The following is a 15,097-nucleotide window of genomic DNA, read 5'->3' on the forward strand; positions in this document are numbered from 1 at the left end:
GTTGCGATGCCATCGAGTCGATCAGTCGTCAGACAGATCCGACGGGATCTGGCTCAAAATCGCCACGGCATCATCCACATCCTGCTCGGAGGCAATCAACGGCGGCGCCAACCGCAGCGCATCAGGAGCCACAGCGTTGATGATCAGGCCATGCTCGAGTACCCATTCCATCGCCGCATGCGCGCATGGATGTGCCAGTTGGATTGCGTTGAGCAATCCGCGTCCGCGCACACCAGTGAACAGCGGATTGCCACACGCCATGATTTGGCGGCGCAACTGTTCGCCGCGCTGCTCTGCGTTCTCGATAAGTCCGTCACGCTCAACTGTTTCAATCGTGGCCAATGCGGCGGCCGCTCCGAGCGGATTGCCCGCGAACGTGGACCCATGCTTGCCTGGCGAGAACAAGTCGGAGAGCTTCTGTCCGAACGCAATGATGCCGCCCATCGGGAATCCACCGGCCACACCTTTGGCGAACGACACAATATCGGGTTGCACACCACCCAAATCCTCGCGCTGGAACGCAAACCACGAACCTGTGCGGCCCATGCCCGTTTGCACTTCATCAATGATCAGCAGCGCTCGGTTCGCATCGCACAATTCGCGCACGCCACGCACATAGTCGGCATCCAGTGGCATGACACCAGCCTCACCTTGGATGAGTTCCATAATCACAGCTGCCACAGGCCCCTTGCCGTAATGCCCAAGACCGGTTTCCGCGAACGCGTCACGCAGGTCGCGCAGGTTGTTGGCCTCCACGAATTCGATGTTAGGCACGAGCGGTTCGAACGGTTTGCGGATCGCGGGCTTCCACGTGGCCGACAGCGCTCCCATCGTGCGGCCGTGGAATCCGTGGGTCAGCGCGATGATGCGCGCCGGTTTGCCGCCGAACGACGGCAAAGCACCCGGCAATGTGCGGCCATAGAGTTTGGCCAGCTTGAGTGCCGCTTCATTCGCCTCAGCTCCCGAATTGCCGAAGTACACGTGCGACCCTTGCGGCGCGCCGGCCAGTTCCACAAGTTTGGTGGCCAGTTCAATTTGCGGCTTGGTGGCAAAATAGTTGCTCACATGCGCCACTTGAGCCGCCTGGTCAGCCACGGCCTTGACCCATGCCGGATGCGCATATCCCAGCGCGTTCACTGCGATGCCGGCCAAAAAATCAAGGTATTCATTGCCGTCCACGTCCCAGATGCGCATGCCTTCACCATGGTCCATCACGCGCAATGGAGTACCGAATACGTGCATATGCACGTCATCATATTGTTGGAGCCAGGCCCCACCGTTCTGTTCGTCGCTCACGTCGCCTTCTTCTCTTGTAAGGGTTGCTTTGCTGCGGTATGCTCAGCGGCCATATGCGCTGCGCATCGTAAATCCTTCTCCGGCTTCCACCATCGTGCCGATGCCGTCCGTCGTGAAAATCTCGTTGAGGATGGAATGCGGTTTGCGTCCGTCAATGATGTGGGCTTGGTGCACTCCACCATCGATGGCGCGCATGCAGGCTTCCATCTTGGGCCGCATGCCCGTCTCCAGTTCAGGCAGCATGTCGCGCAGTTGCTCCACGCCAAGATAACCGATTAGCGAGTCACGGTCGGGCCAGTCTGCGTACAGACCTTCCACATCGGTCAAGATCACGAGCTTTTCGGCGCCCATCGCGGCCGCCAACGCCGCAGCCGCTGAATCGGCGTTGACGTTGAGCACGGTTGTCGGGTCGTCTTCATCGGGAGCCACCGACGAGACAACAGGGATACGTCCGGCCGCCACGAGGTCTTCCACGGCGGACGCGTCCACGCCCACCACGTCACCCACGAGGCCGACGTCCACGGGTTTGCCGTCCACAATCGGCGCGCGCACCGCGGCTGAGAACAGTCCGCCGTCCTCGCCTGACATGCCGACCGCATATGGGCCGTGGGCATTGATCAGACCGACCAGGTCACGCGACACTTTACCCGTCAACACCATGCGCACCACGTCCATGGCCTCGGGAGTTGTGACGCGCAGGCCGCCCTTGAATTCCGAATGGATGCCGAGTGTCTTGAGCATGCGTGAAATCTGTGGGCCACCTCCGTGCACCACGATCGGATGCAACCCCACTTGGCGCAGGAACACCATGTCTTGCGCGAAGCACTGCTGCAGATGTTCATCGACCATCGCGTTGCCGCCATATTTGACAACAATGCGTTTGCCTGCGAATTCCTGCAGCCAAGGCAGCGCTTCAATCAGCACTTCCGCTTTCTGGTCGGGCCGCAAGTCCGTATGCACGTCCAGATGGTAGCCAGGCCCTCTCAATTCGGCCATTCTCGTTCCTCAGCTTTCGTAATCAGCGTTGATATGCACGTATTCGTGGGTCAGATCGTCCGTCCACACGCTCGCTTCAGCATCCCCGGCGTTCAGATCAATCTCAATCGTCACCTGACGTTGATCCATATTGACTTCCGATCGATCGCGCGCAGGTTTCGCACCGTCGCAAATACGCACACCATTGACATCCACCGTCACCTGTTCGGGATCATACGGTGCCACGTCCATAGGTACGGTGCCCAGGGAACTGACGATACGGCCCCAGTTGGGATCATTGCCGCTGATTGCGCATTTGAGCAGATTGGATGCGGCTACGGCCCTGCCACAGGCCAATGCTGCATCCTCGGTAGTGGCATGACGCACCGTGATTTCAATCGTATGGCTTGAGCCTTCGCCATCGCCCACAATCTTGGCGGCGAGTTCCGAACAAATCTCTCGCACAAGACGGTTGAACTCGTCCGGGTCGGGTTCCACACCGCTGGCCCCCGAGGCCATGAGCAACACCGTGTCGTTCGTGGACATGCAACCATCCACATCAATGCGGTTAAACGATAAATCGGTACCCACGCTCAGTGCAGCCTGGCATTGGCCAGCGCTGACCTGCGCATCGGTCGTAATCACGCACAGCATCGTGGCCAGCTGTGGCGCAATCATGCCCGAGCCCTTGACCATGCCGCCAATGCGATACCCGTTCGTGCCTTCGCGCACCGCGGTTTTGGGCACCGTGTCGGTGGTCATGATGGCATGCGCGGCGTCCTGCCCTGCAGCGTCATCATGCGCCAAATGGGCATAGGCTTCGCGCGCGCCATGCAGCACCTTGTCCAATGGCAGCAGTTCGCCGATCAAACCAGTGGAGCACACGGCCACATTGGCGGCTCGGGTGCCAAGAAGTTCAGCGACAAGCTCGGCTTCAGCTTGGGATTGCGCGTAACCTTCCTGCCCGGTGCACGCGTTGGCGCCGCCTGAGTTCAAGATCACGGCATCGGCGCGGCCCGCACGGATATGTTCACGCGTCCACTGCACTGGCGCCGCACAGAACCGGTTGACCGTGAACACGCCGGCGGCGGCGTTGATCGGACCATCGTTGACGACGAGTGCCACATCCTTTTTGCCGGCCACAGCCGAGATACCCGCTTCCACGCCTGCCGCGCGGAATCCTTGTGCAAATGTCACGCTCACGGTGCCACTCCAATCGTTGTCAAACCAGTAGATTCATCAAGTCCCATGGCCAGGTTCAAGGCTTGCACGGCCTGCCCGGCGGTACCACGGTTCAAATTGTCGATGGCTGCAAACGCGATGATGCGACCGGCGTTGCGGTCAGGGACCACCTGCAGATGCGCGGCGTTGGATCCCACAATGTTTTGTGTGGCCGGCAGCACGCCTTGCGGCAGCACAATCATGAATTGTTGATCTTCGTAAGCGCGTTCCCATACGGCATACAGTTCATCATCGCTCAACGCCTTCGCCTTGTCGGTCATCGTGGCACTGACCACGGCCAGGATGCCACGAGACATTGGCACGAGCATCGGCGTGAACGACAACGTGAATTGCGATGCATCAGCGGCCGGCTTACCTGCCGCATGCGCAAAGTTTTGCAAAATCTCGGGAATATGGCGATGCGTACCACCCACACCATAGGGTGTGGCCGAACCGAATGCTTCAGCGGCCAACAGGTTCATGCGTTTGAGGTTCTTGCCTGCGCCGGAATACCCCACGGCGAGATCCGACACAATGCTGGTCGGTTCCACCAACCCTTCAGCCACACCGGGTTGCATGGCCAAGGTCACGGAGGTCACGTTGCAACCGGGTCCTGCGATGCGATGCGTTCCGGTCAGATTCGAGCGCTGACGCACATAGTTGCCCTCGTTGTCTTTGCCGAGGATGAGTTCAGGCATGCCATAGGTCCAGTGGTCGTAAAAATCGCCGCCATAGAATGCGTCCCAGGCGTCCTGTTCTTCCAATCGGTGGTCGGCGCCCAAGTCCACAACCACAGCCGCCTCATCCAATTGGCTGGCCAGTTTGCCCGAAGCGCCATGCGGCAATGCCAAAATAATCACATCATGACCGTTGAGCACTTCTGGTGTGGAATCTTCAATAAGAAGGTCGGCCAGCTGCGGAATATGCGGCAGATATTCGCCCAATCGGTGCCCGACTGAAGAATGGCCGGCAACTGTTGTAACTGCAAAACTGGGATGCGAGGCAAGAATGCGGATCGCCTCTCCTCCGGCGTATCCCGTGGCACCTGCCACAGCAACGGTGTAGACCATATGGCCGCTCCTTCACGTATCAACGTAGGGCATAGTATACACAGTATGCATGAAACTGCATAATATGCAGTTTCATCATGTGAACAGGTAAGTTGACAAAGAAAATAAGGTGGACGCCGCCATTGCCGTCCACCATCAGATTAGCGAAAATGCCTCCGTAATCTACACCAATCTCGCCATGTGGAAATAAATCTGATATAAAAATGTGAATAAATTGTGTTCACAACGCTTCATCAAGCCGCAATCCGCATGTCGGGTCGTCGACTTCAGCGTCGCATTGCACATGGTTCTTTGTGCCCGGTTCGATTCGCGCCAGATACGAGAACAGGGCATCCATCTTCGTATCCCAGAAATCAATATCATGCCGACCGGCGGACTGATCAAACCCGCCAATACGCAAGTTTGTAGAACAACAGCGGCCCGGCAACACGTTGTCGGACCTGCAGTATCATGCCGTGAATCATGCCTTAAGCGAGTCGGTTGAATCGCGCATGGAATCAAGCATCGCATTCATCTGGTTGAGTACGTCGGTCGGGGAAACGCCGTTCGCCATCATCCAGAAGAACGCAATCGTATAAATCGTGTTGATCACGAGAGCTGCAACACCAAAACCGAAACCCTTCATATGGAACGTTTTCGTGCGCCACATGGCCAATGCTCCCATGATGGCAGGAAGCACGGGGCACGGGAAAATCAACGTGAAGACGAACGCAATAATCGAATAAGCGTCCCAATGACCATACACGGGATTCTGATTCGGGTCGTCCAAATTGATGCCGTTGCGGTAGCGGCCCGGCTGCTGCCCGTTGGGTCCGTTCGGCTGATCCGCAGGACCCATGTACATGCCGGGACCATAGGCGTTGCGGTAGGAATCGGGGTTTGCACCCTGCTGGTTTGTCGGCTGGTTGTTGCTCGCATCGTCGGGCAAACCGAACGGATAAAACTCGGGGTTGTAATGGTGGCGCGGCTGTTGAGCCTGCTGCTGATCACGCAACCGCTGTTGGCCCTGCTGGAACTGCTGATTGCGCGTCCGGCGCGCGTCGGCGTCGTTTGTATCCAACGTCTGCTGCTCGGTCGGTGGCTCAGGAGCGCCATAAATATACGGATTGTAGCCGGCCGGGAACTGGCTGGACATGGCGCCATATTCAAGCCCAGAACCGTTGCCCAAATCGGACGCCAACACACCGTATTCGGGTTGTTGTGACGGCTGCACCGGTTGCGGGGACTGCTGCTGGTCCGGCTGCGGCTGGGATGGGGATTGCTGCACGGAAGGCGACGGCTGCACTGACGTAGCGGGTTGAGCGGAGTCAACCGGAACAGGCGTCTGCGTATTGGACGGAGTGTCCGGGGTGGGCTGCTGGTCCGGTTGTGTCATGATCATCCTTACGTTGCTAATGAATGTGTGCGCAGGGACGTTGCCCTGCGCACACATGCTGCACGGTGCATGCTGCTTGCAGTCAGGCAGTCTGCGAGTCAGCTAGTCAATCAACCAGCCAACCAGCAGACTGTACGGCATCCGCCAAGTGCGCCTATTACGCACGCAGCTGCGCGCCGAGCTTTGCTGCTTCTTCGACAATACGCGCACGAATCGCTTCAGTATCCTCACCCGTCAGCGTTTTATCCGCTGCGCGGAACGTGACCGCGTAAGCCAAGGACTTCATGCCCTCACCCACCTGTTCACCCGTGAACACGTCGAACAGCTCAATGGATTCGAGCACGTCGCCGGCGCCACGCGCGATGGCTTCATGCAGGTCGTGAGCGCTCACCGAATCGGCGACAGTGAATGCCAAGTCCTGCTTGACGGGCGGGAACGTGGAAATCGGCTTGGCTTGCACAGGCTTGTTGCTCAGCGTGGCGAACAATGCCGTCAGGTTGAGCTCAAAGGCGGCTGCATGTGCAGGCAAGCCCAACGCTTCGTTGACGTGCGGATGCAATTCACCCACGATGCCCACCTGCTGGCCGTTGGCCACCACATAAGCCACACGGCCTGGATGCCACTGGGCAGGAGCATCGGCCACAGTTGGCTGATCGAGCACGATGGCGGCACCGATGCGGTCGGCAATGCGATGCACTGCTTCCACACTGTCGGTCCAATCCACAGCGCGACGGTCTCCCAGCCAGCCGTCATCCTCAGCGTTGCCGGTCAGGATGCCTGCCACGTGTAGCGGCTGCTCGGGCAAACCGGCGTCAAGCGCGGCCAACTGCTCGTCGGTCGGGCGTACGCCGCCTGGCAATGCCGGAATGGCAGGCGCCTGCGGATCCCACAAATACACATGGCCAAGCTCATAGAGGCTCACATTGTCAAGACCACGATGCAGATTGCGCTGCACGGTCTGCGCCAACGTCAGCAGAATCGAGCGACGCAAATAGGGACGGTCGCCTGCCAGCGGGTTGACAATTTCCACGCTGATGGGCGCAATCTGCTCGGGGTCGTACTGGAACGCCTTGAAATCAGCATCACCCACGAACGGGTACGACAATACTTCCACCATGCCATACTCGGCGAGCTCATCAGCAACCTGACGCTTGTGCAGCTGGTCGGCGGTCAATCCCACATGGCCTTCAACCGGCGCATGTGGCACGTGAATCGGAATCTGGTCGTAGCCCACGAGACGGGCCACTTCCTCAACCAGATCGCAGGGAGCCGTCAAATCAGGACGCCATGACGGCGCCTCAACCAAGAATGTGTCATCACCTTCAGCGGTGAGCACGCAACCCACATCCTCAAGCTTCTTGACAATTGTCTCGGTCGGCAGGTCAAGGCCGGCCACACGAGCCACTTCCGACGCTTTGAACGCGATGGCCGGACGGTTGTCCACGTTGTTCACGTCAACTGGCGTGGTTGATGCTTGCGCATTGCCATAACGTTCAAGCAGGCTGGCCGCCATCTGCGCGGCAGCGGGCTGCAGCTTGTTGTCGACGCCGCGTTCGAAACGGCGCGACGCTTCCGACGGAATCTTGTGGCGACGTGCCGAACGTGCCACAGTGACCTGGTCAAAATGCGCGGCTTCAATCAGGATGTTCGTGGTTTCAGCCGTAACCTCGCCATACAAACCGCCCATGACGCCGGCAATGCCGAGCACACGTGAACCCTGCTCGCCATTGGGCGAATCAGTGATCAGCAAGTCCTCTACGCTCAAGTCGTGGTCCTTGCCGTCAAGCGTCGTCAGCTTCTCGCCAGCCTTGGCGCGACGCACCACAATCGGCGGTTCAATCTTGTCCAGATCATAGGCGTGCAGCGGTTGGCCCAAATCCAGCATCACATAGTTTGTCACGTCCACCGGCAGCGAGATCGAGCGCATGCCCGCACGCGTCAAACGGCGGCGCATCCAGTTCGGTGTTGGGCTGCCGGGCTGGTAGCCGCGCACAGCGCGCGCATAGAAACGGTCGCAACCCACCACGCCATGGATGGGCGCGTCATCATCAATGATCACGTCAATATCGCCGGCATCAGCCGTGCCGGCGGTGGCGGCAGGAGCCTGGTCGTTGAGTTCGTTGACAGGATCGGTGAACGTGGCACCGGTTGAATCCGCGTACTCGCGGGCCACACCACGGTAAGAGAACGCATAGCCGCGGTCAGGTGTCACGTTGATCTCAAGCACGGGCTGGTCCAGATGCAGCAGATGCATCAGGTCGTCACCAGGTTTGAGATTCTCGTATTCCTCAGGCGTGAATCCGTAATCCTTGAGCAGGATGATGCCGTCATGGCTGTCACCCAATCCCAGTTCACGTTCGGACGCACACATGCCATCGGAAATGTGACCATACGTCTTGCGTGGTTCAATCTTGAAGTCACCTGGCAGCACAGCACCAGGCAACGTCACGACGACTTTCTCACCGGCGGCCATGTTTGGCGCGCCACAGATGATGCCGCGCGGCACCTTGTTGCCGTTCTCATCAACGTCGTTGTATTCATCGCCAACGTCCACATGGCACCAGTTGATGATTTTGCCGTTCTTTTGCGGTTCGGGTGTGGCATCGACCACGTAGCCCACAACAATCGGTCCGGTGACCTGTGAATCGTGGATTTCCTCTTCTTCCAGACCGACGCGCACCAGATCCTTGGCCAGCTGGTCGTAAGTCAGGTCCTGCGCGACGTCCACATGTTCGCGCAGCCAATCAATATCTACCATTGGCATTTCGGTGTCACTCCCCCATCACAAACTGTTCGCTGAATCGCACGTCGCCTTCCACAAGGTCGTGCATGTCGTTGATATCGGAACGCAACAGCAGCGTACGTTCCACGCCCACGCCGAATGCGAAGCCCGTGTACTCGTCCGGGTCAAGGCCTGCCGAGCGCAGCACGTTCGGGTTGACCATGCCGCAGCCGCCCCATTCGAGCCAGCCGGCGCCGCCCTTCTTATCGGGGAACCACAGGTCAAGTTCAGCTGAAGGCTCGGTGAATGGGAAGTAGCTGGGACGCAGACGCGTCTTGGCTTCCGGGCCGAACATGGCCACGGCCAGCTTGTCGAGCACGCCCTTCAGGTCGGCCATCGTCAGGCCCTTGTCCACTGCCAGCGCCTCGATCTGGTGGAATACTGGCGTGTGGGTGGCATCAAGTTCATCGGTGCGGAACACGCGGCCAGGGCATGCAATATAGAGCGGCACACCATGCGCAATCAGCCCACGCACCTGGTCCGAAGACGTCTGCGTGCGTAGCACCATGTTCGAACCCACGAAGCCCGCGGCGTCCTTGGCCTGGTTGCCTTTGATATAGAACGTGTCTTGCATTTGGCGGGCAGGATGGTCGGGACCGAAGTTGAGCGCGTCAAAATCGAACCATTCGGTTTCCACTTCCGGTCCGTCGGAAATCTGCCAGCCCATCGACACGAAGAAGTCTTCAACATCTTCCATGAGCTTGGGTAGCGGGTGTCGTGCGCCCAACGGCTTGCGCTTGACGGGCAGCGTCATGTCCACGGTTTCGGCAGCCAGGGCCGCGGCTTCTTCGGCCTGCTTGACTACGGCTTCTTTGGTACCGAAGGCACGACCAAAGTCGGCGCGCAACTTGCCCATGAGCTTGCCGGCTTCCTTCTTCTGGTCTTTGTCGAGACCGCCGATGGCCTTGCTCGCCATCGTCATGGCCGACTGCGCACCCGCATACTGTGTTCTGATGGCCTTGAGTTCCTCCATCGTGGAGGCATGTTCGATTTTCTCAATACCTTCCGCAACCGCAGCGGCCACGGCTTCGGCATCGAAACTCATCTGTTCTGCCACAAGAGCCCTTTCCATAAAGCTTCACCCCCTTCACCTCACCGGGCGCCAGTGGTCCCGTTACGCTGTGAGGGGCGTGTTTTTGCTTGTTTTTCAACGATTTCCGATATCAGATTGTTTCAACATGACTCGACATAGCCATACTCATCAGCATGATCGACGCGCTGGTAGCCAAGTTGAGCGATTCGGCCTTGCCGTAGATCGGAATGGACACGATGTCATCAGCCTGTTCAAGCATGCCAGTCTCAAGTCCACGCGCTTCATTGCCGAACAGCACACAGGTGGGCTGCTGGGCAAAAGTGCGTTGAGCCAACACCACAGGCAACGTGCGTGGCGAACGTTCCTTAGTGCCATATACGTCAGCGGCAACGAGTGTCATCCCCCGCTCGTGGCACCACTGTGCAAACGTGCTCTCATCCATGGTCAAGATGGGCAGGTGGAACAGTGAACCCGTGGTGCTGCGAATCACTTTGGGATTGAACACATCCACGCAATCACCCACCAACACCACACATTCACAGCCCGCCGCGTCGGCGCTGCGAATCACGGTGCCCGCATTGCCGGGATCACGCACTTGCCAGAACGCGGCGATGAGTGGGGCACGTGCCGTTCCTCGATCCAGTTGCTCGTCATCCAAGACATCGGCTTGCTCATTGCCGGTCATGAGTTCACGGCATTGGTTCAAATCGGCAATGGCGAAGATACCTTGGCAATCGCCGCTCACATGATGCATGACCTCTACCGTGGCCTTGTGCACATACGCCCCCGCCTGCATGGCCAGCCCTGCGCATTGGCCAATGGTCGGGTTGATGAATGCCGCGTCCGGCTCTGTGGAATCCACCGCCACATACAGGTCGAGCACCACGGAAGGCATCCACTGCAGCAGCTCGCGCACAGCCTGCGGGCCTTCCACAATGAACCGGTTGGCCTTTTCACGTCGTTTGCGGTTGCTCAATTCCATAATGCGCTTGAACCGCTCCGTCTTGGCTGATTGCAGCACTTCGTTATACATAGGCATAGCGCCCATCCTATCGTTGCATGCGCCTATCTCATGAGTTCCACGAGTTGAGCGCCGTTATTCTCTAGAACCTGTCGCTTGCAGCCAGAAATCGTTGTTCACATTTTTGGAATACCGTGAGCACATCATTGATTTGTGTCATTACGCCCTCTATGCTGGGGGCATAGACTGTTGAACACACTGCACACGCGGTACGTTTCAGGAATCTTTGGTGCCGCACATAAGCCATGAGGGGGCGATAGTCATGGGTATGGCGGACACCATGGCCATGCGCATTGCGCTTATTGAACATGACGCGTTCGCGGCGCACATGTTGCTTCATCTGCTCAACAAAACATTTCCGCATGCCCAAGTTGATAGTTATACCGGGCGTGAGAGCAACCTGATCCGTCGCATAGCCCAGGATTCCTATGATGTTGTGGTGGCGTGCATGGAACTCGACCTGTTTACCGGTCCGGGACTGTGTGCGGCATTCCGCAAACTCAATGACCACACCCCATTGTTGGGTATTACGAGTTATCCCGCACATCGTTATGAGCATGTGCTGCGCCAATGCGGCGCCCAGGGACTGGTATCAAAAAACGAACCGAAAAAATTGCTTGCCGCTGTGGCATCCACGGCGCAACATCGAGTAATGCACGGATTCACTCAGCCATATCAAGCGCACCATGACCTGTTGCAGCGCCGGACACTGCATCGCAATCTTTCCGCCCGCGAAGCCACCGTGTTGCACCTGTTCATGCAATACGGCAACAATTCCAAAGCCATTGGCCGCGACTTGCATATCCATCCGGAAACCGCCCGCAAGCATCTGCAAAACATTCGTCGCAAACTCGGTGTCGCCGATCTGACTGAACTGCGCACCGTCGCCTCCAACTACGACCTCGAACTCGCCTGAACCACAATGGAATCCACCACCTTCAGACAAGGGATTGGATCAACGTGACATGGTCCATGCAGGCAGCTTCATCCTCTTGCAACAACTTGTCACGTTCTTCAGGTTGCATGTGCGCAGCATTGATAGGGGCAGTTCCTTCATGCCGTTTGACAACGTGAACAGCACAGGTTGCGAATATCCGCAATCCACTATGCACTGGGAAAAGTTCTGCCACGCCTGGTTGTAATCCTGTTGGGAAATTGTCCCCTCGTGGTCCAATGCACGTTGCAGCGTATCCTTCACGCTGTCCGGGGCGCGCCCATCGGTTTGTTGCAATAGTAATGCCACATAATCTTTCTGGGATACAGCCAATTTTTGTGAGGAGTCTTGTGTAGCTGAAGACTGGCAACCACACACCCCACAAAACCACACAACAGTTAATGTTGCAGCCACATATTTCTTCATACCCAACCCTACCTCGATACACCATAGATGAATATAAAATATATGGCATTTATATCATTGTAGTTTCATCCCATTAAATTGATAGGATTTATTCCGGCTCACCTAGGAACGCGAAGGAACCGGTGGTTGCGGCGGTGACGAGCGCGACCACAGGAATTAATACACAGCAAACCAGGAACCAGTAATCACGCGCGTGCATACGGGAAATGCGGGCGTGCGAGCGCGGACCGGAACCGCCGAACCCGCGGGCCAGCATGGCTGTGGCCAGCATGGTGGAGCGGCGGATCGAGAGCACGAGCAGTGCGAATGCTTGCGGGAAGAACGCTTTGAACGCGTTCTCATCACCCAAACCGCGTGAACGGCGTGATGCGGACAGCGCGGACCAGTCATCGCGCAGCACGGAGAACAGACGCATGCCGGCCAGTCCTCCATAGACGAACCGGTCGGGCAGGTGCAAGATCTGGCTGAACGAGTCGGCCAGATCAGTGGCGTCGATGCCGAGCACGAGTACGATGGCGGGAATGCCGATGGCCAGGATGCGCATGAATGTGGCCAACGCGAGTGTGGCGGAGCGGTCGGTGACGTTCATCCAAGCCCATTGCCACCATACGTTACCGCCGCTCTTGCCATAGAGCAGCACAGCCAAAGCAGAGGTGGGCGCGCCAATGAAAATCGGCCATGTTGAACGCACTACGCGCCATGGTGTGATGCCCAGCAACCACAGGGCTACGAATTCAATACCCAATGCCACGCTGGCTGAGACGACATCCAGGCTCAACAATAATGGCAGTGACACGAGGAATGCGCCAAACAAACGTGCGGCGGGATTGAGGGATGCCAGGAACGGCGATCGGCTTGAAGCCTTTGGCTCCTCGTAACGGTCGTTGACCGAGCTGACCGACACGCTTACCGGATTTGCGGATGCCAGTTGTTGCGGCTGATTGTTTGCCGTCATCACTGGTTGAAGCTGTTCTTGATGAACGTTGTCGGCTTCGGGCATGTCGGATGATTCGGATGATGAGGTATCGCGTACCGTTTCCCATTCGGGTGTGCTGAATTCGGGCACGAGTTGCACAACGCGCGCACCCAATGCCGTGACTAGGTCGCGGTCGTGTGTGACGACGATGATGCTGACGCCGTCGGCGCGCAACGAGTCGATCAGCAGTGCGATTTGCATCCAGGTGCGTCGGTCTTGTCCGAATGTGGGTTCGTCCAAGATCAGCACGCCTGGGGCGCAGGCGAGCGCGGCGGCTACGGTCAGGCGTCGTTTTTCTCCGCCTGAGAGCGTGTAGGGATTGACGTTGGCGTATTGGTCGAGGTGGAACCGTGTGAGCAGTTGCATGGCTTGTTCGCCCGCTTGCTGTTCGTCGGTGCCGGTGCGCATGGGTCCGAGCATGACTTCGTCGAGTACGCTCGAGCAGGCGAATTGATGTTCGGGGTTTTGGAACACGTAGCTAATGCGGCTGGCCAGTTCGCGGCTTGACCAGTCGATGGGCCATGTGCCGCCGTCGGGGATACCGTTGGCTAACGCGTCTGAAGCTTGGACGACGCCGGTGATGGGTTCGAGTAGGCCGGCCAGCGTGAGTGAGAGTGTGGATTTGCCGGCGCCGTTGGCGCCAACGAGTGCGGTGATTTCGCCGGCACGGAACTCGAGGTTGATATGTTCGGCGATGGCTTGGCCGTTGCGGCCGATGGCGAGGTCTTGGGTGGTCAATACCACGTCACCTGGGTGCACGTCCTTGGGTTCGCCGTCGCGCACGGGTAGCTCGCTGGAGGTGCGCTCCTTGGTTTCGGTACGCGCGTCGGCTGCTAATGCCGTGGTCTCGCCGGCAGCTGGGGACGTTGCGAACGGTGTGATGACGTCTTCGGGACGGCGGTAGCGTTCGGGCACCCAGATGCCAAGTTCGGCGAAATCAATCGAACGGTCGGTGAACACGGCTTCTGGAGTGCCGTCGGCCACGATGATGGTGCGGCGGAACCCTTCGCGGTCGATTTCTTCATCGAAGCCTTGTTGGGTGACGCGCTTGTCGTCATGGTCTGCCGATTCAAGGCCGAGCACCACAACGCGGTCAATTAGGTCGACCCATGCGGCGGCACGGTGTTCCACGAGTACCATCGTGGCGTGTGTGCGGTCGAGGACTTGCTGGACCGCGCCCACGACTTCGGTGATGCCGTCTGGGTCGAGGTTGGCGGTCGGTTCGTCGAGCAGTAGCACGCGCGGTTGCATGGCCAACGCTCCGGCCAAGGCGAGGCGTTGCATTTGGCCGCCGGACAAATGCAGCACTGAACGTGACAGTTGCACGCCTTCCATGCCTACGGCGTGGAGTGATTCATTCACCCGCTGCCATATTTCTTCTCGTGGCACGTCCAGGTTTTCGGGGCCGAACGCCACGTTGTCGCCCAAACGCTGAAACACGACTTGCGCGTCGGGATCTTGCAACACCAATCCGACGTCGCCGTGGGCCTGATGCACGTCGTTGTCGTAAATCGTGATGTGACCTTCGGTGATGCCGCCATCAGCGTCAGCCACGGCGGACTGCGCCACATCATCGTTGAGTTCACGGTCTTGCCCATGCTCGTGACCGGGGGCATGGTCCTTACTTTCACAGGAGCCGTCATCCCCAACCGATGCCGGATCCGCGTCATCACCGAGAATGCCTGCGGCGCCTTCCAAAATTGTGGACTTGCCAATGCCGGAAGCACCGACCAACAACACGCGTTCGCCTGGTTGAATCTGCAAGTCCAAACCGCGCACGGCGAACTCAGTGCGTGAGGCATGCCGGTACCCCCAGTTGTGCCAGCTGATGGCTGGGACTTCAGTCTCATGGTGCCTGGCGGCTGGTTGCGGAGGGGCTTGGGGTTGTGGCCGGGATGCTGATTCGTTCACATCGTGTTGGTTCGATGGTTGGTGCGGCACGCTGGATCCTTTGACGTGAATGGTGTGAAGTGCTCTGATGATATGCA

Annotated in this window: 12 protein-coding genes; 1 reads left to right on the plus strand and 11 read right to left on the minus strand. The window is 58.3% G+C overall.

What is annotated here, in order from left to right:
- Positions 1 to 21: 21 nt before the first annotated feature.
- The 9 genes from BGLCM_RS05815 to BGLCM_RS05855 all read right to left on the minus strand — a co-directional run bounded on the left by BGLCM_RS05815 (position 22) and on the right by BGLCM_RS05855 (position 10,791).
- Positions 22 to 1,296: an acetylornithine transaminase gene (locus BGLCM_RS05815; protein WP_006294741.1), complete on the minus strand. Its 1,275-nt coding sequence runs from the start codon at positions 1,294 to 1,296 to the stop codon at positions 22 to 24.
- A gap of 42 nt (positions 1,297 to 1,338) precedes the next feature.
- Entirely contained in the window at positions 1,339 to 2,292 is a 954-nt protein-coding gene (argB, locus tag BGLCM_RS05820) for an acetylglutamate kinase (RefSeq protein ID WP_006294742.1), read from the minus strand.
- A gap of 9 nt (positions 2,293 to 2,301) precedes the next feature.
- Complete coding sequence (gene argJ, locus BGLCM_RS05825; protein WP_006294743.1) at positions 2,302 to 3,474, minus strand: bifunctional glutamate N-acetyltransferase/amino-acid acetyltransferase ArgJ; 1,173 nt, start codon at positions 3,472 to 3,474, stop codon at positions 2,302 to 2,304.
- Positions 3,471 to 4,562, minus strand: coding sequence for an N-acetyl-gamma-glutamyl-phosphate reductase (gene argC, locus BGLCM_RS05830; RefSeq protein WP_006294744.1), 1,092 nt, complete (start codon positions 4,560 to 4,562; stop codon positions 3,471 to 3,473). Before argC ends, argJ begins: the two co-directional genes overlap by 4 nt.
- A gap of 220 nt (positions 4,563 to 4,782) precedes the next feature.
- Entirely contained in the window at positions 4,783 to 4,962 is a 180-nt protein-coding gene (locus tag BGLCM_RS05835; protein WP_006294747.1) for a hypothetical protein, read from the minus strand.
- A gap of 60 nt (positions 4,963 to 5,022) precedes the next feature.
- A complete protein-coding gene (locus tag BGLCM_RS05840; protein WP_052295097.1) occupies positions 5,023 to 5,937 on the minus strand; it encodes a hypothetical protein in 915 nt (304 codons plus the stop codon).
- A 157-nt stretch (positions 5,938 to 6,094) separates the two neighbouring features.
- Positions 6,095 to 8,701 carry a phenylalanine--tRNA ligase subunit beta gene (pheT, locus tag BGLCM_RS05845; protein WP_148401524.1) on the minus strand — a complete coding sequence of 869 codons (2,607 nt, stop codon included), beginning with the start codon at positions 8,699 to 8,701 and terminating at the stop codon, positions 6,095 to 6,097.
- 7 nt (positions 8,702 to 8,708) lie between these two features.
- Complete coding sequence (pheS, locus tag BGLCM_RS05850) at positions 8,709 to 9,764, minus strand: phenylalanine--tRNA ligase subunit alpha (RefSeq protein ID WP_420796157.1); 1,056 nt, start codon at positions 9,762 to 9,764, stop codon at positions 8,709 to 8,711.
- Between the two features lie 118 nt (positions 9,765 to 9,882).
- A complete protein-coding gene (locus BGLCM_RS05855; RefSeq protein WP_044085132.1) occupies positions 9,883 to 10,791 on the minus strand; it encodes a TrmH family RNA methyltransferase in 909 nt (302 codons plus the stop codon).
- 250 nt (positions 10,792 to 11,041) lie between these two features.
- On the opposite strand from BGLCM_RS05855, the gene BGLCM_RS05860 reads away from it, so the two are divergent.
- Positions 11,042 to 11,689, plus strand: coding sequence for a helix-turn-helix transcriptional regulator (locus tag BGLCM_RS05860; RefSeq protein WP_160268316.1), 648 nt, complete (start codon positions 11,042 to 11,044; stop codon positions 11,687 to 11,689).
- 39 nt (positions 11,690 to 11,728) lie between these two features.
- On the opposite strand, the gene BGLCM_RS08460 is transcribed toward BGLCM_RS05860, so the two are convergent.
- Both BGLCM_RS08460 and BGLCM_RS05865 read right to left on the minus strand, forming a co-directional pair.
- On the minus strand, positions 11,729 to 12,133 hold the full coding sequence (locus tag BGLCM_RS08460) for a hypothetical protein (RefSeq protein WP_148401525.1): 405 nt from the start codon (positions 12,131 to 12,133) through the stop codon (positions 11,729 to 11,731).
- 88 nt (positions 12,134 to 12,221) lie between these two features.
- The gene (locus BGLCM_RS05865; protein ID WP_044085133.1) at positions 12,222 to 14,939 is read right to left on the minus strand and encodes an ATP-binding cassette domain-containing protein; all 2,718 of its coding nucleotides are present in this window, start codon (positions 14,937 to 14,939) and stop codon (positions 12,222 to 12,224) included.
- Between the last annotated feature and the right edge of the window lie 158 nt (positions 14,940 to 15,097).

It is taken from the genome of Bifidobacterium gallicum DSM 20093 = LMG 11596, assembly GCF_000741205.1.
GTDB lineage: Bacteria > Actinomycetota > Actinomycetes > Actinomycetales > Bifidobacteriaceae > Bifidobacterium > Bifidobacterium gallicum.